This window comes from Streptomyces sp. NPDC026377, assembly GCF_055567715.1.
This window is the reverse complement of sequence record NZ_JBVHPV010000022.1, coordinates 78823-100550: the sequence shown is the minus strand read 5'-3', so window position 1 is coordinate 100550 and position 21728 is coordinate 78823. Positions and strand designations below refer to the sequence as shown.

18 protein-coding genes and 1 pseudogene are annotated in these 21728 nt (G+C 71.0%); 11 read left to right on the top strand and 8 right to left on the bottom strand.

Translation table 11 applies throughout. The annotated features are described in order from the left end of the window. Positions 1 to 371 precede the first annotated feature (371 nt). Genes ACZ4MU_RS31905 through ACZ4MU_RS31895 form a run of 3 tightly spaced genes read left to right on the top strand, consistent with a single transcriptional unit; the run spans position 372 to position 3330 of the window. Positions 372 to 839 carry a hypothetical protein gene (locus ACZ4MU_RS31905; RefSeq protein ID WP_467883027.1) on the top strand — a complete coding sequence of 156 codons (468 nt, stop codon included), beginning with the start codon at positions 372 to 374 and terminating at the stop codon, positions 837 to 839. 5 nt (positions 840 to 844) lie between these two features. Next, positions 845 to 2728, top strand: coding sequence for an alpha/beta hydrolase (locus tag ACZ4MU_RS31900; RefSeq protein WP_467883032.1), 1884 nt, complete (start codon positions 845 to 847; stop codon positions 2726 to 2728). After that, positions 2725 to 3330 carry a hypothetical protein gene (locus ACZ4MU_RS31895; protein WP_467883026.1) on the top strand — a complete coding sequence of 202 codons (606 nt, stop codon included), beginning with the start codon at positions 2725 to 2727 and terminating at the stop codon, positions 3328 to 3330. The genes ACZ4MU_RS31900 and ACZ4MU_RS31895 overlap by 4 nt, the downstream gene beginning before the upstream one ends. Before the next feature lie 213 nt (positions 3331 to 3543). Here the strand turns inward: ACZ4MU_RS31895 and ACZ4MU_RS31890 are convergent, their stop codons facing one another. Both ACZ4MU_RS31890 and ACZ4MU_RS31885 read right to left on the bottom strand, forming a co-directional pair. After that, positions 3544 to 4146 carry an HD domain-containing protein gene (locus ACZ4MU_RS31890; RefSeq protein ID WP_467883025.1) on the bottom strand — a complete coding sequence of 201 codons (603 nt, stop codon included), beginning with the start codon at positions 4144 to 4146 and terminating at the stop codon, positions 3544 to 3546. Positions 4147 to 4335: 189 nt separating this feature from the next. Next, entirely contained in the window at positions 4336 to 5502 is a 1167-nt protein-coding gene (locus ACZ4MU_RS31885; RefSeq protein WP_467883024.1) for an alanine--tRNA ligase-related protein, read from the bottom strand. Between the two features lie 731 nt (positions 5503 to 6233). On the opposite strand from ACZ4MU_RS31885, the pseudogene ACZ4MU_RS31880 reads away from it, so the two are divergent. From ACZ4MU_RS31880 to ACZ4MU_RS31860, 5 genes and pseudogenes are all read left to right on the top strand, one after another. Next, positions 6234 to 6695: pseudogene (locus tag ACZ4MU_RS31880) on the top strand (M15 family metallopeptidase domain-containing protein); the annotation flags it as partial. Positions 6696 to 7185: 490 nt separating this feature from the next. Further along, positions 7186 to 7641 (top strand): hypothetical protein, encoded by a 456-nt coding sequence (locus ACZ4MU_RS31875; protein ID WP_467883023.1) that lies wholly within the window; start codon positions 7186 to 7188, stop codon positions 7639 to 7641. An 8-nt stretch (positions 7642 to 7649) separates the two neighbouring features. Next, positions 7650 to 9464 carry an alpha/beta hydrolase gene (locus ACZ4MU_RS31870; RefSeq protein ID WP_467883022.1) on the top strand — a complete coding sequence of 605 codons (1815 nt, stop codon included), beginning with the start codon at positions 7650 to 7652 and terminating at the stop codon, positions 9462 to 9464. An 86-nt stretch (positions 9465 to 9550) separates the two neighbouring features. Further along, on the top strand, positions 9551 to 10093 hold the full coding sequence (locus ACZ4MU_RS31865) for a hypothetical protein (protein ID WP_467883021.1): 543 nt from the start codon (positions 9551 to 9553) through the stop codon (positions 10091 to 10093). Between the two features lie 231 nt (positions 10094 to 10324). After that, on the top strand, positions 10325 to 10930 hold the full coding sequence (locus tag ACZ4MU_RS31860) for a dihydrofolate reductase family protein (protein ID WP_467883020.1): 606 nt from the start codon (positions 10325 to 10327) through the stop codon (positions 10928 to 10930). Between the two features lie 155 nt (positions 10931 to 11085). Here the strand turns inward: ACZ4MU_RS31860 and ACZ4MU_RS31855 are convergent, their stop codons facing one another. Then, positions 11086 to 11703, bottom strand: coding sequence for a hypothetical protein (locus tag ACZ4MU_RS31855; protein ID WP_467883019.1), 618 nt, complete (start codon positions 11701 to 11703; stop codon positions 11086 to 11088). 103 nt (positions 11704 to 11806) lie between these two features. Further along, positions 11807 to 12409, bottom strand: a complete 603-nt coding sequence (locus ACZ4MU_RS31850; RefSeq protein ID WP_467883018.1) for an SMI1/KNR4 family protein — start codon at positions 12407 to 12409, stop codon at positions 11807 to 11809. Positions 12410 to 13171: 762 nt separating this feature from the next. On the opposite strand from ACZ4MU_RS31850, the gene ACZ4MU_RS31845 reads away from it, so the two are divergent. Next, positions 13172 to 14122, top strand: coding sequence for an FG-GAP repeat domain-containing protein (locus ACZ4MU_RS31845; RefSeq protein WP_467883017.1), 951 nt, complete (start codon positions 13172 to 13174; stop codon positions 14120 to 14122). Positions 14123 to 14441: 319 nt separating this feature from the next. Then, a complete protein-coding gene (locus ACZ4MU_RS31840; protein WP_467883016.1) occupies positions 14442 to 15362 on the top strand; it encodes a S1 family peptidase in 921 nt (306 codons plus the stop codon). Here the strand turns inward: ACZ4MU_RS31840 and ACZ4MU_RS31835 are convergent. From ACZ4MU_RS31835 to ACZ4MU_RS31820, 4 genes are all read right to left on the bottom strand, one after another. After that, complete coding sequence (locus ACZ4MU_RS31835) at positions 15344 to 16321, bottom strand: phytoene/squalene synthase family protein (RefSeq protein WP_467883015.1); 978 nt, start codon at positions 16319 to 16321, stop codon at positions 15344 to 15346. The two genes, ACZ4MU_RS31840 and ACZ4MU_RS31835, sit on opposite strands and share 19 nt — an antisense overlap. 378 nt (positions 16322 to 16699) lie before the next feature. Next, positions 16700 to 17113: a GNAT family N-acetyltransferase gene (locus ACZ4MU_RS31830; protein ID WP_467883014.1), complete on the bottom strand. Its 414-nt coding sequence runs from the start codon at positions 17111 to 17113 to the stop codon at positions 16700 to 16702. Beyond that, entirely contained in the window at positions 17043 to 17261 is a 219-nt protein-coding gene (locus tag ACZ4MU_RS31825) for a hypothetical protein (RefSeq protein ID WP_467883013.1), read from the bottom strand. The genes ACZ4MU_RS31830 and ACZ4MU_RS31825 overlap by 71 nt, the downstream gene beginning before the upstream one ends. 136 nt (positions 17262 to 17397) lie before the next feature. Continuing rightward, a complete protein-coding gene (locus ACZ4MU_RS31820; RefSeq protein ID WP_467883012.1) occupies positions 17398 to 19530 on the bottom strand; it encodes a PIG-L family deacetylase in 2133 nt (710 codons plus the stop codon). A 494-nt stretch (positions 19531 to 20024) separates the two neighbouring features. Between ACZ4MU_RS31820 and ACZ4MU_RS31815 the strand changes: the two genes are divergently transcribed. Next, positions 20025 to 21623: a sigma-70 family RNA polymerase sigma factor gene (locus ACZ4MU_RS31815; protein ID WP_467883011.1), complete on the top strand. Its 1599-nt coding sequence runs from the start codon at positions 20025 to 20027 to the stop codon at positions 21621 to 21623. Positions 21624 to 21728 lie beyond the last annotated feature (105 nt).

Sequence of the window (21728 nt, the reverse complement as noted above, 5' to 3'; positions counted from 1 at the left end):
GCCGGCGGAACACCGCGCACGAAGCCGAAGGGCGGGTGAGCCACCTGCGCAACCTGCGTGACATACGCGACCGCTTCGCGCACGCCGCCTGAACGGGCTGCCCCGTGGCCGCCGGCACCGCCGATACCTGGCCGCCCATACCGGGCTGCGTCGCAAAGCCACGCGCACTCACACGCCGCCCCCGAGAACATGGCGCCGCCCACGCGCACGCCTGAGCGTGATCACTCTTGCGCACACCCCGACCGGAGTGTTATGCGCGGTCACTCTTTTTTCAGCCACCCCTCTGTTTGCGCTTGCGCACGCCCCCACCTGTCCCTTTAACGTCATTTCGGGGCGACGGAAGAGGGTCGCACAAGACCACGGGGGAGTACGTGTACGCGACGAGCTGGCAGACGTTGCTGGACCAGGCGGGGCAGCCGGAACACGTGGGGCAGCCGGGGCAGCCGGGGCAGTTCGGACGGCCGGGGGCAATGTCACTGGCGTCGGCGGGACCGGCGGGTGGCGGGCGCAAGGACGGCAGCGGCGAGCTGAAGCACAGCGCCAAGCCGTGGTCGGACGCGGCGGGCACCGCCCACGCCCTCCAGACGGACACCGCCACCGCCACGGCCAAACTCACCTCGGCGCACACCGGTGCCGAGGCGGGCACCGCCGGACTGGCGAGTATGGCCGCGCTCAAGTCGGTACTCACCTCGTGGGAGAAGCGGCTGACGGCCGTCCACACCGAGTGCGGCGCGCTGGAGCCGGTGCTGCGTCAGACGGCGTGGGCGCAGGGCGAGGTGGACGCGGGCGTGAAGTCGGCGCTGGCGCAGTTCTCCGCTCCGGCCGGCAAGGGCCGGTGACGGGGATGCTCACCTGGCAGCAGTTGCACGACCTCAAGTGCGCCGAGCTCCTGGAGGCCGCCGACGGCTGGGGTGTCGTCAGCACCCAGGCCGACGCCGCACGGGACCGGATCAGCAGCGAGATGATCCACGGCCTGGAGGCCACACAGAAGGGCATGGCGTCCCCGGCCGCCGTCAACCGGCTGCGGCGCCTGGACCGCAACTACGACTACATCCGTACGGAGTGCGGCCTGGTCCGTACGACCATGACCTCACTGGTACACGAACTCATCGGCTTTCAGGGGCAGTTGAAGGACGCCCTGGACGACGCCGCAAGCCTCGGTTTCACGGTCGCGGCGGACGGGTCGGTGAGCTACCCGGCCGGCGGCCAGAACGTGGTCACGGACAAGCCGGTCCCCGGCGGCAACGCCAGCGCCGACACCCCGCTCATGTCCCGCCCGCCCACTCTCGGCGCGCTCCACCCCGGCCTCATCGACCCCAACCCCAACCGGGCCAAGGCCCAGGACATCGCCGACCGCATCCGCCGGGTGCTCACGGCCGCCCGTGAGGCCGACGAACACTTCAGCACGGCTCTGAGCAGGATGAAGGCCGAGCCGGGGCTTGACGTCACCGACGCGACCTGGAGGGACGCGGCGGCGGACCTGGCGGCGGTGCGCAAGATCTCCGGCGACCGCCTGAAGAAGACCATCCCGACGAACGCCACCCCCGCCGAACGCCACGACTGGTGGACCCACCTCTCCCAGGCCCAGCGCGACGAATACCTCACCCTGTGCCCGGACGTCCTCGGCAACCTGGACGGCATCCCGGCCCTCGCCCGCGACGAGGCCAACCGCGACAACCTGCAGATGCTGATCGGGAAGCTGTCGGGGGAGGACAGCGAGGCGGCGCGGGCGAAGCTGGCGGGGATGCGGTCGATCGACCAGCAGCTGCGGGCGGCGCCGGAGCCGGGCGTCCCGCCCATGTACCTGCTCGGGATCGGCGACCAGGGCAACGGCCGCGCCATCGTGGCCTTCGGTAACCCCGACACTTCGAAGAACGTGTCAGCTTACGTTCCGGGGCTTGGCACGTCACTCGACGAGGCGTTCGCCGACAACGACATCGACCGTGCCCGTGCGACCGCGAAGGGGGCGGGGTTCTACGACCCTTCAAGCGCGTCGATCGTCTGGCTCGGCTACGACGCCCCGCAGATGGACCCCGTGAAGTTCCTCGAAATCAACAAGACGGCTGAGAACTTCGCCGTCATGAGTGACCACGACGCCAAGGTCGGCGCGTCCGCTTACAACCAGTTCATGGCAGGCATCTCAGCCACACACGAAATGGAAAATCCGCACGTCACCGCCATCGGTCATTCCTACGGCTCCCTCACGGTCGGCCTCGCCGCCCAGGCACACGGCGGAATCCCCGGAGCCGATGACATCATTCTCCTCGGCAGCCCCGGCACCGAAGCGAAGACCGCCGACGACCTCGGAGTCGGGCGGGACCACGTCTATGTCGGCGCTGCCAAGAACGACATCGTTACCCAGCTGCCCAGCAAGATGGAGGTGAGCGGTACCGTGGCCGGCACCCTCCTCGGAGGGCCCGCTATGGGCAGGTACCTGAGCCACAAAATCGGAGAGACCGTGGAAGGTCCTGACCAGCTTTATTTTGGTACCGACCCCGCAAGCCACGAGTTCGGTGCCAAGCGCTTCGCAACGGGAGACGGCCCACCCCTGATCGATGGGGGCAAGCTCGTCTCGTCCATCGTGGACTGGGACAAGGACCTACCTTCCCCCGACGTCAGCGCACACTCGCACTATTTCGATCCCACCAAAGACCCGGAATCAGCCCGGAACATCGCCAAAATCGTCGCGGGCGCAGGTGGACGGATCAGTACTCAGGAGCCCCGTTGAAACCTCTTCGCCTCGTCGGCTTCGCTCTAGTGGTCCTGACCGCCACGAGTTGCGGCCTTTCTCCTTCCGAACCCGCAGAACGGGAAGGCACCAAAGTGGACATGCAGCAATCGGCCGACAAGGCGGACCGTATCCTCCAGGAAACCCTCGCCGCCATCAACCCCCACCTGCACTGGGTGCACGAGGCGTCGGAAAGCAGCGGTTGCCCGGACTGGAAGAACTCAACCACCGGCAGTGGCTCGGTCACGCGAGGAATCAGGGTCATGACCATCGTCTCACCGGAGCGCCGCGGCAATTTGCTGGGCGTGGTGGAGCGAAACTGGAAGACGCGCGGATTCAAGATCACCAGCATCGACTCCGACGCGGAGCTCCCTGCCATCTACGCCTCGACCCCCGACAACTTCCGTATGGATGTCGCGGTGGGCGGCGCAGGGCAGTTCCAGTTCACCATCACCACCCCGTGCTCCGCCGACTCCACCGTCCGGAAGCCCACGACTCCCTCCAACGTGGACACGAACACTCCCGCCTATGAGGGCGGCAAGCCCCTCCCCCGCCCCTACATCCACGATGACTTCTGGTCGACCGCGCCGACGCGTACGTGAACAACATGCCCCCGACCGGCGGCGTTCCCGGAGCCCTGACAGGCCATGCGACAACACCCCGGCCCTGTGCCGGCCCCACGGCCCCTCGAACGAGGCCGCACGCTCTTGGACAGATACATTGACGGGCATGCACTTACCCAGGGGCCGTCACTGGAACGCCCGCACGACGTGCCAAGAGGCCAGCGAAGTCCCGTTCCGCGCACGGCCACCTGTTCAGTACAGACCGTGCCCGTACGCCGCCACCAGGGGATCCAGGGCCGGGTCCCCGAACTCCGTTCGCAGCTCGTGGAAGGCGTTCACCTTCTCGGGGCCGAAGCGGGAGACGTGGGTGGCGTAGGTGTCCGGGGTGAGGAAGCTGGGGGGTGTGGTCTTGCTGTGGAACTTGTCCGCGTACATCACCAACCGCTCCTCGGCGGATTCCGCGACGTAGTCGGCGGGCGGCAGCGGTAGCCCCTGGCGCTCGATGTCGTCCCTGGTCAGCCCCACGCCCGTATGGCAGGAGCAGAACCGGCACACCGACTCCGGGAGCCCTTCCTCGGCGAGGAGGTCGTGGCCGAGGATGCCGTGGCGCAGGTAGCCGGCGTGGTCGAGGCGGCCGGCGCTGTCGTAGAGGCGGTAGACGCCGATGTCGTGCAGCAGACAGCCCGCCCGCACCAGTTCGCGGTCCAGCCCCGCCCCTGCCCCACCCCGGTCCAGCAGCCCTTCGGCGATCTGCCACACGATCTCGCAGTGGGTCCAGACCAGCTCGTACGCCTCCCGGGAAGGGGCGTGCTTCTCGTGGAGCTCGCGGCACTCGTCCACCGACAAAATGGTCATCGTCGCAGCTTAGCAATGCCGCGAGGCGGGGCCGGGGGGCGAGTGGGCCGCATCGGAGGCGATGAGGGCCGCCTCGGAGGGCCGGCGGCGCCCCCGCCCCCGGCCCCGGCCCCGGCCCCGCCCCCGCCCCCGGCCGACAGCCCGCGCCCGCGCCCGTTCACCCCTTCCCGGCCGCGCCACTCACCTCCCTCACTCCTCCCGCAAGCTCGTGACAAGCTCGCGCGGCAGACCGTGGGTGTCGTGGAGGTACTCGAAGTCCTCCTCGCTCAGCGGGCCTTGGAAGCGGGAGCGGGCGAGCAGGTGCCGGCCGCGTACCAGGAGGCGGCTGAACCGGCGTTCTTCCTCCAGCAGTACGCGGCGCACCTCGCGCGGGTCTCCGTTCTGGCGGAAGTGGTCGAGGGTGTGGGAGACCAGCTCGTCCGGCAGGTCTCCCAGGCTGCGCGACGGATCGTCCCGCCACAGGACGGTGAGTACGCGTCGCAGCAGGCGGCGGAGCACATAGCCGCGTCCGGTGTTGGCGGGGCGTACGCCGTCGCCGAGTACGACGACGGCGGAGCGCAGGTGGTCGTAGGCCAGGCGCAGGGACGGTTCGTCGAGCGGCCACAGGGCGGGCACGAGGCGGCGCCAGGGGTCGAAGACGTCGCACTCGAACACGGAGGACTTCCCCTGGAGCAGCGAGGCCAGCCGCTCCAGGCCGAGTCCGGTGTCGACGTTGCGCTGGGGAAGCGGAATGAGGGAACCGTCCTTGAGGCGACGGTGGCGCATCATCACGTGGTTCCAGACCTCCACCCAGCGGTCGTCGTGCGTGGGTGTCGACCGGGGCGGGGTGTCGCCGCTCCACAGGAAGATCTCCGAGTCGGGGCCGCACGGGCCGACGGGTCCGTTGGACCACCAGTTGTCCTCCACGGTGAGCTCGATGGGTACGCCGAGCTCCTGCCACACCTGAAGGGAAGCGGTGTCCGGGCCGGTCCGGTCGTCACCGCCGAAGACGGTGGCGTGCAGCATGCCGGGGTCGACGCCCAGTCCGTCGGTGAGCAGCCGGTATCCCAGTTCAAGGCTCCGCGAGCCCTCGTAGTCGCCCAGTGACCAGGTGCCGAGCATCTCGAAGACCGTGAGGTGGGTGGCGTCGCCGACCTCCTCCAGGTCGGTGGTGCGCAGACAGCGCTGCACGTTGACCAGGCGCCGGCCCAGGGGGTGGGGGCGCCCCTCCAGGTACGGGGTGAGGGGGTGCATGCCGGAGGTGGTGAACAGCACCGGGTCGCCGGGCGGTGGCAGCAGCGTCGAGCCGCTGATCCGGCGGTGGTCACGCTCCTCGAAGTACTCGACGAACGTACGGACCATCGTCTCCGTGTCCATGGGGTGGCTCCTTCGCTTCTTCGCGTCACAGCGGGGAAGGCACCGGAGAACGGGATCGCGCTGGTCAACGCGCCACGGCGGGAAGCCGAGAACGCCACAAACCACCGACGGGCCGTTTCCGGTCGCCGGTGGGAAAGGGGGGAAGTCAGACGGCGGCAACCGGCGAGCTGGTCGCTCGCGCGGTCGCGGTGAGGGTTCGGCCGGTGACGTTCATAGGGGGGACGATAGCCCGCCCGGATCTTCGGGGCACACGGTTTTTCCGTCAGCACACCTCAGCCGCGCGCGGCCCGGTATGCCAAGCGAGAAGGTTGACAGGCGGCGCCACGCGCACCGAAAACCACGTGAGCGTCGGCCTCATCACCCTTGGCCGACGTGGCCAAAAGGCGCCACGGCGGCGACCAACCGCAGAGCCCGCCCGGCGCACCGCACGCCCGGTGTCCGCCAGGCAGGGCAGCAAGTGGAGGAACACGCGGCAGAGTTCTCCGCAGAGTGAGGCGACCGGACTGACGGGTCAGTTCGGCCTGGGCGCGGAGGACGCGGAGGACGCGGAAGGCGCAGAGGGCGCGGGTGACCGGGTGGGCGAGGACCACCCTGCCAAAGGTTTCAGCGGTCGCCCGGCGCCCGGTCCCCGCACTTGGGCCACGCAGGTCGTCCGAGGGGACACGGGAACTCCGGGGGCCTGCCGCAGTCTGCCCTTCCCCACCCGGTGTGGCAGCGGCGATGATCCCTTCATGGAAGAGATCGTTCTCATGGCAGACCCCCGCGTCGCATCCATCCCCGGTCGGGAATGCGGTGAACGCCTCGTGGATGTACGCCGCAGTCACCGCCTGCTGGTCGACGGCCGTAAGCAGGACTCGGGTGATACGTACGCCTGTCTGCGCCAGGGAGTTGCCGACCGGTTATCGCAGGCTCAGTCCTCGCTGCCCCGCCGGTTGCGCCTGCTGATCGTCGAGGGATACCGTCCCCCGCTCCTGCAGCGGCAGTACTCCGAGGAGTACGCCGGCGCGCTGCGGGCCGACCACCAGGACTGGTCCGAGGCGCGGAGCCGTACGGCCGCGAGCCGTTACGTATCCCCGCCCGAAATCGCCCCGCACAGCGCCGGAGCCGCCGTCGATCTGACGCTCGCCGACGCCGATGGAGTCGAGCTCGATCTCGGCACCCCGATGAACGCCACGCCGGAAGAGAGCGCGGGCGAGACGATGCAGTCGTTGGTCTCGGACATTCACGTCGTGCCCACACCAATGTGCCGACGTCGAGGCAGAGCAGGCGTGGGTGCGGTGCGGAAGTGGTCACCTATCACCCCATAGTCGGGGGTGGGGCCAAGCGGTTCCGGCGGTCGGCGGATTCAGTACGTAGGGTGCGTCATACGGAGAAGGGTCTTGGTTCCCGTAGTCACTACGGGAACCAAGACCCTTCTCCGTCGAGCGCTGGGCAGGCCTTGCACCTGCATCTCCCCACAGGAAGTGGGGCGCCTTTCCTTGGACCACCAACGCATGTCCCGCCGCCGCTCTTTCGCGGCCGCAAGCTCAAGATCTACTATAGCCGACCCGCGACACAGCCGGAACCGCCGCAGCCGGCAGGTGAGTACGGGTACTCATGAGGCCCCCGTTCCGCTCCTTGTAGCCTGGCGGCGGCGCAGCGCCGCAGTGACGTACGAGACGGGTGGGATCAAAGGGGGAACGGGTGGAACGGGTGGGTTCGTTCGCGCAGGAGTGGGCGCAGCTCAAGAGCGGTCCTTCGGGCGGCGGGGGCGGGATGCGCCTGGCCGGTGCCGATGACGGCGGCGGTGGCGGTGGCGGCAAGGGGGACGTGCAGTCCAGCAAGGCCGCCTGGACCGCGGCCGGGAGTGCGGTCGGCGAGCTGAGCGGTGAGGTGAAGAAGGCGCTCACCGCCCTGGAGACGGGCCAGCAGGGACTGGCCACCGGCGGCGGTGTGGAGAGCGCGGCGGCGCAGGCCGAGGTCTACCAGAGCTGGAAGACCTACCTCGACAAACTGTCCGGGCGGTGCACCGCCCTCCAGGGCAGCCTCCAGCGCGCGGGCAACGACCTGCTCCTGACCGACGACAACATCAGGGGCCTGTTCGCGGAGCTGGGCAAGCAGTACCGGGACACCCCGGCCGTCGGTGGCGGGGGAAAGTGACCTGAGCCGTGGACATCGAGACGCTGAAGACACTGAAGCTGCACGAGTTCGAGGAAGCGGCGACCGGATACCGCACCACCAGCGACCTGGCGAGCGGGGCGAAGGACGCGCTGGAGCAGCGGATCACCGCCCAGATGCAGAAGGCCCTCAAGGGCGCCGCGGCCGACGCGGCGGTGGGCCAGCTCCGCGAAGTCGCCAAGGACTTCCACTACGTACAGGTCGAGTGCGGTCTCGCCGCCACCGCCCTGACCGCGTTCGCCGCCGACATGCGCCCCGCACAGGACAAACTCAAGCGGGCCCTGTCCGAGGCGGCCGAGCACAAGTTCACCGTCGGCGCGGACGGATCGGTCAGCTATCCGGCGGCCGGGCAGAACCCGGGCGGATCACCGCCGGGCCCCGGCTCCGCGCGTGGCGGCTCCCTCGGCCCCACGGGCAACGCGGTCCAGCAGCAGGCACGCAACCTGGACCCCAACCCGAACTACACCATCGCGCAGGGCATAGCGAACCGCATCGCCGAAGCCCTGAAAGAGGCCACCGAAACCGACCAGAAGTGGGCGCCGCAGCTGCGCAAGCTCAAGGCCGACGACGACCTGGTCGTCTCCGACGGCGACTGGGCGGACGCCGCCAAGGACACGGAAGCTGTCCAGGCCGCGGGCAAGCACTATCTGGACTCCCTCCCCCAGCCGCCGAAGGACGGCAGCCCCAAGGCCAACGCGGACTGGTGGAAGAAGCTGGACCCCGAGCAGCAGGCCGCCTGGACCGCACTGCACCCCGACACCGTCGGCGCCCTCGACGGCCTGCCCGCCACCGTCCGCGACGAAGCCAACCGCATGGTCCTCGACGAGCGGCGCGGCCAGTACCAGACGGAACTCAACGGCATCCCCAAACCTCCGGCCAAGGAGTGGACGTGGATCACCGCCGGGATGTACCCCGCCAAGGTGCACACCGACGAATGGATGGAGTGGGACAAGAAGTACGGGGACCGCTACCGCCACCTGGAATCGTCCCTCAAGGGGATGGAAAGCATTCAGAAGCGCTTCGACGCCACCGGACAGAACAACCTGCCCGAGGCGTATCTCCTCGGGTTCAGCGCGGAGGGCAACGGCCGTGCGATCGTCGCCAACGGCAACCCGGACACGGCCGTGCACCAGGCCGTCTACGTGCCGGGCACGACATCGAACCTGGGGAGCATCGGAGGGGACATCGGCCGTATGGAGAACGTCTGGCGCACGGCCACCGACGCGGCGGACGGCAAACCGGTCTCGACCATCACCTGGCTCGGCTACGACGCCCCGCAGGACATCGTGAAGGACTCGCCGTTCAGCCACTACGCCAACGACGGGGCCCCGGCCTACAACCGATTCATGGACGGCCTCGACGCTTCCTACAGCGGTCCCGGTGAGCCCCACCGCACCGCGATCGGCCACTCGTACGGTACGACCCTCATCGGATCGGCGGCCCGGCAGGGCACCCTCAACGCGGACGACATCATCACCGCGGGCAGTCCCGGTGTCCAGGTGTCCAAGGCAGAGAAACTGGATGTGCCCAAGGGGCACGTGTGGAACCAGGAGGCCCCCGGGGACCCCGTACCGGACATCGGCCGCTTCGGGCACGGCGGCACCGACTGGGACGGTCCGTGGCGGATCCCCAGCGACGAGGAGTTCGGAGCCCAGCAGATGACCACCGGCAAAAACGTCTCCGGCCACAGCGAATACTGGAAGTGGGGCTCCGAGAGCCTGTGGAACCAGGGGCAGGTCGTGGCAGGGCACGGAGACCGGGTGACCTTGAAGCCACCCCCGCAGCACTGGGAACACATGCGGTAGGAGTAAGCGTATGAGGCAGGAGAGACAGTGCCCGTCGGCAGTCCCCCTCTCCTCCCCGGTCCGACCGACGATTGAGGCTCCCCGATTTGACCATCAAACCGGGCGCTCCGGCGCTCCTCGTGTCCCTCGCCCTCACCACCCTCGCGACCCTCACTGGATGCAGCATGAATGATTCCGCCGACTCGGACGAGATCCCCCTCGTGGGTACCAGCACCTCGCGCGACGCCGCCGACGCGGTGGAGAAGGTGTCGAGTGGGCTCTACGACCTGATCGGAGTCAAGGGCAGGGCGTCCGACGGCCGTTCCGGCGTCACGGAGTGCCAGGGCCGGGACCCGGAGACGTACTTCCAGGTCTTCCACCCATGGAGCTTCTACCCCGCTTCTCCCGGCCAGCTCGACGAGGCGATGGAGCGGCTCAGGACCGAGCTGCCCAGACACGGCTGGAAGGTCGTCCGGTACGAGCCCGACACGAGTAAGGAGAAGAACCTCAATCTCACCGCAGACAACAGCGAGAAGAAGTACAGCGTCAGCGTCGTCCAGCTGAAGAAGAACGACCCGCCGAAGCTGAGCCTGACCGTTGTCTCCGGGTGCTACAAGACGCCGGACGGCAAGGAAGTCGAGAGGTTCTGACCCGAAACCCTGCTCTGCCGTCGCCTCCGCTCCCGACGACCGCGCCGACAGCCCGCTGTATCCGCTTCATTCCCGCAGGTCAGCGGTGTGCCGCGCCGCGTCGGCGGGCCGCGCGGCCCCCAAAGCCTGTCATTCGGCATCAGCCCCGGGGCGCGGGTACCGCCCCGCGTACGTTCCGCCGATGAGTTTCCGGCGGTCGTGCCGTCTACCTGTCGACGAAGGGAGCGCACCATGCGCAAGATCATTGTTTGTACGTTCCTGACCCTGGACGGCGTCATGCAGGCTCCGGGCGGTCCGGACGAGGACGCGCAGAGCGGCTTCGAGCACGGTGGCTGGCAGAAGCCGGTGTCCGACGAGGAGGTCGGCTCCGCCATCGCCGGCTGGTACGAGGACTCCGACGCGATGCTGCTCGGCCGCAAGACGTACGACATCTTCGCGTCGTACTGGCCGAGCGCCGACCCCGACAACCCGTTCACCGCTCGGATGAACAGCATGCACAAGTACGTGGCGTCGCGGACCCTGACGTCCGTCGAGTGGCAGAACTCCACGCTGCTGGAGGGCGACGTGGCCGATGCCGTACGCCGCCTGAAGGCGTCCGACGGCGGCAACATCAACGTCGTGGGCAGTGGCGACTTCGCCCAGACCCTCATGCGGCAGGGCCTCGTCGACGAGTACCGGCTGACCATCCACCCGGTGATCATCGGTACCGGCAAGCGGCTGTTCGCCGACGGGGCGATCCCCACGGCGCTGGAGCCGGTCAGCGTCTCGACGACGAAGGGCGGCACCGTCGTCGCTGTCTACCGGCCGAATGGTACGCCCGGCTACGACAGCTATTAGGCGGTTTCGGCCGGGGCGCTGGGGTGGGGATGTGCGGGCGTCGGGGAGTTGCGATGCCGCCGTGCTCGTGGGTCCCGCGGCCGGAGGTGAGTGGCCCATCCGGGTTTTGGCCTGCCGCCGGGGCTGGGCCACCGCCGCCTCCGCTCAGTCCCGCGTCACCGACCGGCTCCACGTTGTGTACGCCCCGGCCTCCCCTTCTCCGGGTTCGCGCGGCCAGGAGAGACGCTCAGCCCGAAGGTGTCGGCCATCGCATCCAGCGTCCGGCGGGGGCCGTAGGTGGCTGCGTCCTGGGCGGCGCCGCCCCCGGGCGACGGCGCACTCCGGGGTTTCAAGTACGCGGGGGTGTCGCCGGTGAAGGTGACCTCGTCGCCGTTCACGGCGAGGGAGTGCGCGAGTCGGCCGTCCTCGGCCAGTGAGACGTAGCAGCTCTCCGGCCGACCGCCCAGGCCGGCGGACGCGCCTTCGGCGACGATCGTCAGTGCCCGGGTGCCGCGCGAGGCGGCCAACGCGCGGGAGACGAAAGGTGCCGTACGCCCACTCCCCCACGCCATGGAGTGGGCGAAACTCCAGCCCGCCCCGGCGCTGCCGGTGCGCACGACCGCCCTGCTCTCGCACTTCTCCGCACCCTGGGGCTGGTGCCGGAAGCAGGCGTCCCAGATCGTCAGGGCCGGGAGCAGCGGGCCGCCCGATCCCCTACGCCGGTGCAGTTCGGCGGGACCGACTCCCTCGACCGACAGCAGCCGGAACCCGTGCCGCGGCGACTCCGGGCCCACCAGCCGGCCCGGGCCGTCGGTGTCCGGTACGGCCTGCTCTCCGGCCGGGGCGGCCGCCGGGGCGGCGCGGAGCCCCGTGGGCGCCTCGTACCGATGCGTTCCCTCACGTAAGGGGCCGCGTCGTCGTGTTGGCGATGCCGGGCCGGTCGGCGGACATGGCGAGGAACTGTTCGTACATGCCCTCCATGAAGTGCTTGAACGACGCGTACCGGTCAGGAGGGGACCCGCTCCAGCTCGCATACGTACGGACGGCCCATTCACCATGCTCGCCGACGTCGTCGGGATCGAGCAGGACGTCCACCATGTCGGACTCCAGGGACAGGTGGAGCGAGCGCTGCCACAGTTCGGCCTCCTGGATCTGCTCCTCGTCCGCGTCTTCCTCCCGGGAGCCCAGCCAGATGTCGCGCATGCCGTGCGGATCCCCGCACCAGTCGATCTGCTCGGTCCCGGCCAGCCGGTAGACGAAGTGCCCCGCGTGCCGCCAGCCGTCGGTGACCAGGAGGAAGGAGCGCAGCGACGGGGGCAGCGGCCGCCCCAGCCGCTCCTCCAGCGCGACGAGGCGCTCCTCGTCGGCCGGCTCGAACCCGAGCCAGCGCGCGGCCCGGGCCCTGCGGTCGCCTTCGCCCAGCTCGTCCTGCGGACCCTGTGCGTCGGCCCATTCCCCACTCCAGTGTTCGAGGAACGGCCGCCATGCGAATCGAATCATGTGCTCGATGGTGGCAGCCACCACTGACAACTCCCGCGCGATGGCGCGGAGAACGCTGCCCTCCCTGGTCAGGTGCTTGCGGCCAGCCCACGGAGCATGCCACCTCGACGGGCACGTAGGGGGTCGCCGGGGCGGGAGGCAGCCGGAAGCGGATGGGGGTGGCTCGCCCCTTCCGCCGGTCAGCCACAGGTGCGTACCGAGCACAGCTCCACCCACCGGATACCCGGCAGCCGGCCGATCTCCCTCTTCAACTCCGCGCTCGGTGGCGGCCCGGAACGCGTGGGGCTCCGCCGGCGCGGGGCTGATGACCATGGACCAGGTGAAGACGGCTGCGCCGGTGAACACCCCTGCCATCACCAAAGCACCGGCGCCGGCCTCGACCCACGCGGTGGCGCGGTGCCTCTTCGGGTTCGCGAGTGCGGCCGGCAGCAGGAGCACCGCCGACGGCCAGAACAGGAACATCCCGAAGAAGAGCCCAAGCCGGACCACAGGCCCCAGACCACCACCGGCACGCCGGCCATCGCCGCGCCCACGGCGAGAGCTCGTTGCAGTCCCTGGATACGGGTTCTGTCCACCTGTCGCGCCTGCTCGGCATGCTTGGCCTTCATGACCCTCCCCCAATTTTTGAACGCGTTCACTTGAACGTGTTCAAGGTAGCAGGAGCCGCCTCAACGTCCCCGCGGATCGCCTGTGTAGGGTGCGGGTAGGACGGCGCGGTACAGACCAATCGCGCCCTATCGCGACCAGCCGGGGGGCTAGTACATGAAGTTCGTCCAGCGGCGTGCGTTCCAGCGCGCCCTCGCCGCCACCGCCATCGCCGCGGCGATGGCCACCACCGCGGGCACCGCCTTCGCGGCCGGGAATCCGGCCGACACCGCCGCCGAGCAGCGCGCCAAGGCCGAGGCCCAGCACCGTACCCACGGCTCCGAAAGCCTTACCGGCCCGCGCTCCGCCGTGAAGCAGCGCGTGGAGACGCCCACTTTCGCGATGACGGCCGTCGACAAGAGGTCCGGCAACCTCTACCTGTACTTCGCGGACCGCCAGGGCGGCTTCCAGACGCGCTACGACGTCGGGGTCGATTACAGCTTCAACGCGTTCGAAGGCGACGTCGACAACGACAAGGACGGCTACGGCGAAAGCACCTGGCACGTCGAGAAGTCCGGCCGGATGACGTACACGTACCACGTCTCCGAGTTCGACCTCGACACCAAGACCATCGGCGGGGGCTGGCAGATCTACGACAAGGTGCTCTTCCCCGGCAACCTCGCCGGCGCCGGTGAGGCCGACGTCATCGCCCGTGACAAGGCGGGCGTGCTGTGGCTCTACCTCGGCTACGCCGACGGCCGCCTCACCGCCCGTACGAAGATCGGCGGCGGCTGGGACCAGTACACCGAGATCGCGGGCCAGGGTGACCTGAACGGCGACGGGCTCACCGACATCGTCGCCCGCGACAAGGCCGGGGTGCTCTGGCTCTACAAGGGAAGCGGCGACCGCAACGACCCGTTCGACAACCGCACCAGGATCGGCGGCGGCTGGAACACCTACAACCGCATCCTCTCCGTCGGCGACCTCGACAACGACGGCCGCACCGACCTCGTGGCGCGCGGCAACGACGGCACCCTGTGGCGCTACTCCGGCAACGGCGACGCCACCGACCCCTTCAACGACCGTGTCAAGATCGGCTGGGGCTACGACATCTACAACATCCTCTGAATCCTCTGAATCCTCTGCATCCTCTGATCGGGAGGCAGATGCGAACGCGGTGCCGCCGGGAGGCAATTCCCCCGGCGGCACCGTCCGTATGCACCGGCCGTATGCACCGGTCGTATGCACCGGTCGTCGGCGGGGAGGAGGCTCGCGGCAGCTCGCGAGGTCTCGGCCTCCGCAACCCCTCCGTGCGGCCCCGAGCTTTCCCCACCCCCAAAGGGGGGGCTGGCCGTAGTTTCGGCCGGCCTGGAGCCCGGATGGTGTCGCCGACCTCGTACGACGAGGCTGAACGCACAGGATCCACCGAGCAGAAGGAACCCCCGCTGTGTTCAGCTTCACGCCCCTGCGCCGCCGTACCGTCCGCACCGCCGCCGTCGGCGCTCTCGCCGTGGCCACCTGCGCCACCGTCATGGCCGGAAGCGCCGGAGCCATCGTCGGTGGCGCGGACTCCACCGAGCGCTACCCGTTCATGGCGTCCATTCCGGAGTCGGCCCCGTCGCAGGGTCTGAACGACGGGAACTGCGGGGCGTCGCTGATCGACCCGCGGTGGGTCCTGACGGCGGCCCACTGCGTTCAGGGCGAGGGCCTGATCCTCGATGGTGTCGTGCGCGTCGGCAGCGACCACCGCAAGACCGGCGGAACCGTACGCCGGATCGACCGTGTCTTCGTCCACCCCGGCTATGTGAACGGCGACAACAAGGCCGCCAACAAGGACGACATCGCCCTGGTACGCCTGGACCGCCCGGTCGCCCAGAAGCCCATCAGGATCGCCGAACGGGCCGGGCGGCCCGGCACACCGACCCGGCTGCTGGGCTTCGGCACCACCGTCGACGGTACGTTCACGTTCGCGGAGCGGCTGCAACAGCTCAACACCCGCCGGGGCGCCGAGTCCGAGTGCGCGCCCGGGTACGCCGACCGTACCCGGCTGTGCACCATCACCGCCGTGCCCAAGGCGATGGCGTGCTTCGGGGACTCCGGCGGTCCGCAGATCCGCAAGGGCCGCGACGGGCACTGGGAGCTGATCGGCGTCACCTCGGGGCCCGGCGCCCCGAACGTGCCGTGCTCCCAGGGGCCCGGCCTCTACACCAGCGCACCCGCGTACGCGAACTGGATCACCAAGACCATGAAGGCCAACCGCACCCCCTCCCCCGCTTCCGCGTCGGCGGCCACCGGCAAGGGCTCCGGCCTCACCGCCACCGGTACGGTCGACGGCCTCACCGAGGATGCCTACAGCGCCCTCTTCTGACGCCCCACCTGCCCCGTACGCGCCGTCCATGGTCCGGCCGGAAGCGCCCGGGCGGTCAGTGCCCGGACGGTCAGTGCCCGCAGGAGGATCAGGGCCGCTCTGCCGTGCGGGGCTTTCGGGGTGCTGTGCAGCAGGTTCGGCCCGTGGGCTACCGCCGCGGCGAGGCGGGCCGACTGCAGCCGGACCAGGGCGCGCAGGAACGGGCGGTGGGGCGCCTGGGCCAGGTCCTCCAGGCGGGCGGCGTTCCTCAGGTCGGACCGGACCAGGGCCGCCTGGTGGTGGATCAGGGAGCGCACCGGGGCGGGCCGGGGCCGGTGCGGCAGGCCGTCGCGGGTCAGGCCGTGGTCGGCGAGCGCCTGTTCGGGGATGCCCAGACGGCCCGACCGGAGGTCCTCGGCGAGGTCTTCGAGGAAGTCGAGGCGCTGCCCGGCCAGGATGAACGAGCGGCAGGCCGCTGTGAAGGGCGCCGGATCACGCGGCGGGGCGAGCAACGAAGCGATGATCATGAAGGCGGGCAGTGCGTACGTGTCGACGTAGGCGTGGAACTCCTCCTCGGTGCTGAAGCCGGTCCACCGGGCTTCGAGTTCGCCGCCCCGCAGGTAGGCGTCGATGTGCGGGCGCAACCGCGGGTGGGTGAGGGTGGTGTGGCGCAGGGCCGCCAGTACCGGGTGGGTGCGCGCGGTGGGGTCGGCCAGGGCGGCGCGGGTCCGGGCGCTCCAGTCGGTGAGGGCTGCCAGGCGCTGGTCGAGCGGCCCCCGGTCGATGAGGGTGTCACTGTGGTGCATGAAGGCGGTCGCGGCGATCACGTGGGGGACGAGCGGTACGGGGATGAGGGCGCGTACGGCGGTGTACTCCGCGCGGGCGTAACGGGCGACGACCCGGCGTTGGAGGGTGTAGGCGCCGCGCAGGGCGGGCGTGGTGATGCCTGCGCGGTCCAGGGTGTACGGCCACGTGGTCACGGTCGAGCGCTCCTTGCGGGTGGTGGTGCGGGCGGGACTCGGAGGGACGGGTCGCAGTTCCAGTAGATGGAGGCTGCTGCCGGATGGTCCTCGAGGAGCTCGACGTCGATCCTTGCGCCTGGTGACCGGTCGTCGATCGCGCCCAGGCAGGCCGGCAGACCGGCCTTTTGCAGCTCCTCGCACACCTGGCCAGCCGGCCTGGACCGCCCCCCTGACACCTCTGCGGTGACGTGCTTGAACCCGAGGTCCTCGCGGCCCACATCCGCAGCCGGTTGCAGACACCTCGCCAGTTGCCGTACTTCTCCGGCAGATGAACCCACTGCGCACCGGTCAACGGCACACCCGCACCAACCACGACCACCAACCGATCCAGACTGCCTAGCGCTCCCGGCCCGCCACGCTGGTCCACTCGTGGTCCAGGACGGAGTGCACGATGGAGTCGCGCCACACTCCTGCCTTGTGGACGTGCTCCCGGATCCGGCCCTCCTCGACCATTCCGGCCCGCGCCATGGTCCGCGCCGAGGCTTCGTTCAGAGGCGACCGGGCGCCCCAGATCCGGTGCAGGTCCAGGGGGCCGAAACCCACGTCCAGCAGGAGGCGCAAGCACTCGCTTCCGTACCCCGCGCCCCAGCTGTCGGGGCGCAGGGCGAAGCCGACGGTGGCCGCGCGGGGCTGGTGCGGGTCGAGGGACAGTCGGCCGACGCCGATCAGGTCGTCGTTGTCACGGCGGACGACGGCGAGCGCGTACTCCGCACGCGGACGCGCCGCGGCCGACGCGAGGAAGCGGCTCATGATCGCGTGAACCTGCTCCCGTGCGCGCCTCGAACGCGAGGTGCTCGGTCGCCACGGCGCTGCCGTAGATCGCGAGGACGGCGTCGACGTCGTCGGGCGTGAGCTCCCGGAGCTCCAGACGGGTGCCGTGGTGGCTGATCGGATGCATGGCGGACGACTCTACCCAGGGCGGGCGTGTCAACGGCGGTGCAGGGCGAGTCCGTTGGAGCCCTACGCCTCCTGCGCAGCCGCAAGGCCAGGATTCCGCATGGCGCGCCTCGGGTTCCTCGGGCCGCCGCCTCTGCTCACGATCGGGCCGGTGGTGGTACCGGCAGCTCGACCGAGTGGAGCGTCCCGTCCGGGGCGAGAGCGGTGAGTACGGGCCTGCCGTGGGCGCCCGGCGCCAGTGAGGGGTCGGTGACCGTGCGGATCGGCAGGGTGGACCAGCGGGGTCGCGCCGGGGCGTCGAGGCGCGCCCAGCTGATCGTGCCTGCGTTGTTGCGGCCCGCAAGGAGCACTCCCCCGCCGGGTCTCCCGTCGCCCTCCGCCAGCAGCGCGAACGTGCCGTATCCCCGGCCGGGCAGCCCCAGGGGGTGGGGCCGCCAGGTGCCGTCGGGGTCCAGGCGGTACAGGAGCGGGCGGGCGGTGACCGGTTCGCGGAGTACCAGCAGGATTGAGCCGTCCGGGCGGGCCAGCGCGGTCGGCGGGTCCGCCGATGCCGGGAGGCCGGTGGGACGCTCGGTGAACGCGTCGCCGGGAGCCTGCTGGGTCCAGTGGTGCAGCGCGTCGCGGCCCGTGGCGAAGACATGGATACGGCCCCCGGTGTCGGTGACCGCCGCCACACCGTCCTGGAGGGCCGGTACGGGTGCGGATACGGGTGTGGACGCGGCCTCGCCCAGCGGGCTCCAGCGGCCGAAGCTCCCGTCGGGCCGCTGGACGCGGGTGGCGATGCCGCGTGCCCAGTTGCGGGCGAAGAGGTGCAGGGTGCCGTCGGCGGCCCTGGCCACGGCCGGCGTGCCGACGCGGCGGCCCCGCTCGGGGTCGCGGTCGGGGGTGCCCAGCGAGGTCCACGCCCCGAACGCGCCGCCCGGGCGGGTCTGGCGGGTGTGCGCGAGTTCGCGCCGGTTGTCGCGCGGGTGCGGCCCGAGCCCGGTGGCCCGTACCGCGAACAGGTGCCGGCAGCCCCGCGCGTCGAGCACCGTCGTGAGACCGGGAACCGTCCCGTCCCCGCCGACCGGTGTGGGCGCACCCCATGTTCCGCTGCCGCGTGCGGTCTCGCGCCACATCACCGCCTGCCCGGACAGCACCCCGAAGGCCTGGAGGCGCCCCGTCGCGTCCGGTCCCACCCGGGGCGCGGCGAACGGCTGGCGCGGGCTGGTGCGCTGCACCCAGCCGGTGCCCAGGGAGTTGTCGTGGCCCACGTCGTAGTCGCCGCACCCGGCCGCGAAGCCGCACGAGCCCGGGGAGCCCCCGTACACGTTGAGGATGTGCGCCTTGCGGCGCACCACCTGCTGCGGCAGGTTCTGCGGCCAGCGCTCGTTGTAGTACCCCCGGTACGGCACGACCGCCCAGGGCGGTGCGGTGCGGCCGCGGCGGTGGCGTTCCAGCGCCGCGAAGGTGAACAGCGCGGTGGCGGTGTGGTCGGGGTGGTCGGAGTAGCCGGGCTGGTCGTGGTGGAGGCGGTCGGGCGCGTCGCGGCGCTTCGTCGCCTCGTGGGGCTGGCGGTCCGGGTCGGGGTCCATGGTCCGTACGACGGTCGGCGCGTACCGGTCGAGCAGGTGGGCCAGGGCCTCGACGAGCCCGGCGCGGGTCACGGCGTACGAGCGGGCCACCGGTGAGCCGGTGCTGACGCGGGTCCGGGTGACGGCCGCGGGGTCGGCCCACAGCCGGGGCAGCACCCAGTCCGGGCCGTACTGCTGTATGCCGAGGAACACCAGCTGGACGCGGTCGTGTCCGTCCAGCGTGTCCAGTTCGGCCGCCAGGCCGCCGGGCAGGGCGAGCGGCTCCGTCCGCCAGGGGGCGTCGGCGTGGCCGGTGACCATGTACGCGTACGCCTGCCGCAGCCCCTGGCGCCGTGCCCCTGCGTAGCCCGCCTCGTCGGGCCGGGGCGGCGCGGGCCGGGGCGCGGGTCCTCGGCCCGGGACCTTGTTGACGCCGTCCTTCTCGCCGCAGTTGAGGTAGACGCTGATGAGTCGGTCCCCTGCCGTGAGCGACTGCTCCAGGTCCGGGTTCATGAAGTACAGGTCGTCGTCGGGGTGCGCGACGATCTGGAGGACCGTGGCGGCGGTGCGCGGGCGGCCCGTGGGGGACGGGCCGCCGCGCCCGTCGGGGTCCGAGGCGTTCCGGCGGCCCGGGACACACCCCGCCGCGGCGGCGGCGACGGTCCCGGCCATCACGATCCGGCGCGTCGGTCTGCGGCGGCTGGGCTGCGGTATCACGGTCTCCCCCTGGCAAGACGAACCTACGGGCGCCCCCGGCCCGGCCCCGGGCCACACCCGCCTTGGTCAGCGGCAGGTGTTCCGGTTGGCCCGGCCAAGATACCTGGCGGGGTTGGGGGGTGTGGTTTGGGGGGTGGTAGGCGATTTGCCGGGTTGGCCCCAGGGGGGTGCGGGGTGGGGCTGCCCGCGCCCCTGTGGGGTTCGGTTGTTGTCTGCGGGCCGGTGGCGGGTTGCTCGCGCCGTTCCCCGCGCCCCTGTCGGGGTTGCCCGTGGCGGTCGCTGGAGGGGGACCCGGAGCGGGGCGCGGCGTGGGGGACTCGGTCGCGTCGTGCACGCGACCAGTACGTGGGCGCCTCGGTACGCCGGTCACCCCCGCACCCCAGTACCGCGCCGCCCGGCGCCACCCCCTTTGGCCGCCCGCCCCTCCCGGCGCTAAGGTGTGGCGCCGTGCTCGGCGGATCGCTCCCCCGAGGGAGGTGGGGAAGGGCGGATTCATGGACGCGGACCACGCGGGGCTCGTCGTCGCGGCGCAGGGCGGGGACGAGCGGGCGCGCGAGGAACTCGTCGCCGCGCACCTGCCGTTGCTCTACAACATCGTCGGGCGGGCGCTGAGCGGACATGCCGATGTCGACGACGTCGTCCAGGAAACCCTGCTGCGCGCGGTGCGCGACCTGCCCGCCCTGCGCGCCCCGGAGAGCTTCCGGTCCTGGCTGGTGTCGATCACGATCCGTCAGATCAGTACGCACCGCCAGCGCCGGCGCGCCCTCGCCGGACGGACCGCCGTCATCGACGAGGCCGAGGAGATACCGGACGCCGGCGCCGAACCCGAGGACATGACGATCCTGCGCCTGCGCATGTCCGACGAGCGCCGTCAGGTCGTCGAAGCCACCCGGTGGCTCGACCCCGACCACCGGACGCTGCTGTCGCTGTGGTGGCAGGAACGCGCCGGTCTGCTGAGCCGTGACGACATCGCCGCCGCGACGGGGCTCACGGCCGCCCACGTCGGCGTACGCCTGCAACGCATGCGCGAGCAACTGGAGTTGAGCCGGACCGTCGTCGCCGCACTGGAGGCCGAACCGCGCTGCCCTGGGCTGGACGGGACCGTCGCCGGGTGGGACGGCTCGCGTACGTCGGTGTGGCGCAAGCGGATCGCGCGGCACACCCGTGGATGTCCCCGCTGCGGGGCGATGGCCGCGGCACGGGTCCCGGCCGAGCTTCTGCTCTTCGGCCTCGCGCCGCTGGCGGTCCCCGCAGGGCTCGTCGCCGCGCTGGCCGCCAAGGGCCTGCTGTCGGGTACGGCCGTGGGCGCCGCCGGACTGGCCTCCGCCCCCGTCGCCCTCGGCACGGCCACGGGGGGCAGCGCTCTGCACGGCTCACTGATCGGCAAGCTCTCCGCGGTGACCGCGCATCCGCTGCTGGCCCTCGCCACCGGCGCGGTGCTCGTCACCGGGACCGCCGTCTACGTGACCTGGCCCGAACCGGCGCATCGGGAGCCCGGTGTCAGCGCCGCCCCCACAGCCGGTGGGCCCCCAGGCGTCCGGCCCACGGTCGGCCACCCGGCGCCCGCCTCCTCGCGTCCCGCCACGCCGAGCCCGTCCCGTGCCACCCCCTCGGCCGGTCCCTCCACGGTGGTGAGTCCGTCCGCCGACACCGGGACGGTCCCGCTGGGCGCCCAGTCGCTGGAGTCCGTGGACGCCCCCGACCAGTACCTGACGTACACCGGCGACTTCGCGACGCTCGGCCCGGTCTCCGCGTCCAGCGACGCCCGGACGCGGCAGCGGGTCACCTTCACCGTGATCAGGGGGCTCGCCGACTCCCGGTGTGTCACCTTCCGCGCCGCCGACGGCCGCTATCTGCGCCATCGCGAGCTGCGGCTGCGGCTGAGCGGCAGCGACGGCAGCGCCCTGTTCCGTAAGGACGCCACCTTCTGCCCGAGCCCCGGCGCGGTCGCCGGGTCGGTGACCCTGCACGCCCACAACTACCCCGGGTCGGTCCTGCGGTGGCGCGACGGCGGCATCTGGCTCGACGGCTCCGACGGCACCCGCGCCTTCGCCGGGCAGGCCTCCTTCCTCGTACGCAGGGCCTGGATCTGAGGAACCCCCGCCCGGGCGGGCGGGACGGGCGGGCGGAACGGGCGGGACGTCGGGCGCCCTTCCGCGACCGCCCCCCCTGTAGGCACCCCTCCCGGACGACGCACC

What these genes read in the sequence shown, in the direction of transcription:
- ACZ4MU_RS31900 (WP_467883032.1), top strand. Translation starts at nt 845, where the DNA reads ATGCTCACCTGGCAGCAGTTGCACGACCTCAAGTGCGCCGAGCTCCTG.
- ACZ4MU_RS31890 (WP_467883025.1), bottom strand. Translation starts at nt 4,146, where the DNA reads ATGACCATTTTGTCGGTGGACGAGTGCCGCGAGCTCCACGAGAAGCAC.
- ACZ4MU_RS31885 (WP_467883024.1), bottom strand. Translation starts at nt 5,502, where the DNA reads ATGGACACGGAGACGATGGTCCGTACGTTCGTCGAGTACTTCGAGGAG.
- ACZ4MU_RS31860 (WP_467883020.1), top strand. Translation starts at nt 10,325, where the DNA reads ATGCGCAAGATCATTGTTTGTACGTTCCTGACCCTGGACGGCGTCATG.
- ACZ4MU_RS31850 (WP_467883018.1), bottom strand. Translation starts at nt 12,409, where the DNA reads ATGATTCGATTCGCATGGCGGCCGTTCCTCGAACACTGGAGTGGGGAA.
- ACZ4MU_RS31845 (WP_467883017.1), top strand. Translation starts at nt 13,172, where the DNA reads ATGAAGTTCGTCCAGCGGCGTGCGTTCCAGCGCGCCCTCGCCGCCACC.
- ACZ4MU_RS31830 (WP_467883014.1), bottom strand. Translation starts at nt 17,113, where the DNA reads ATGAGCCGCTTCCTCGCGTCGGCCGCGGCGCGTCCGCGTGCGGAGTAC.
- ACZ4MU_RS31825 (WP_467883013.1), bottom strand. Translation starts at nt 17,261, where the DNA reads ATGCATCCGATCAGCCACCACGGCACCCGTCTGGAGCTCCGGGAGCTC.
- ACZ4MU_RS31815 (WP_467883011.1), top strand. Translation starts at nt 20,025, where the DNA reads ATGGACGCGGACCACGCGGGGCTCGTCGTCGCGGCGCAGGGCGGGGAC.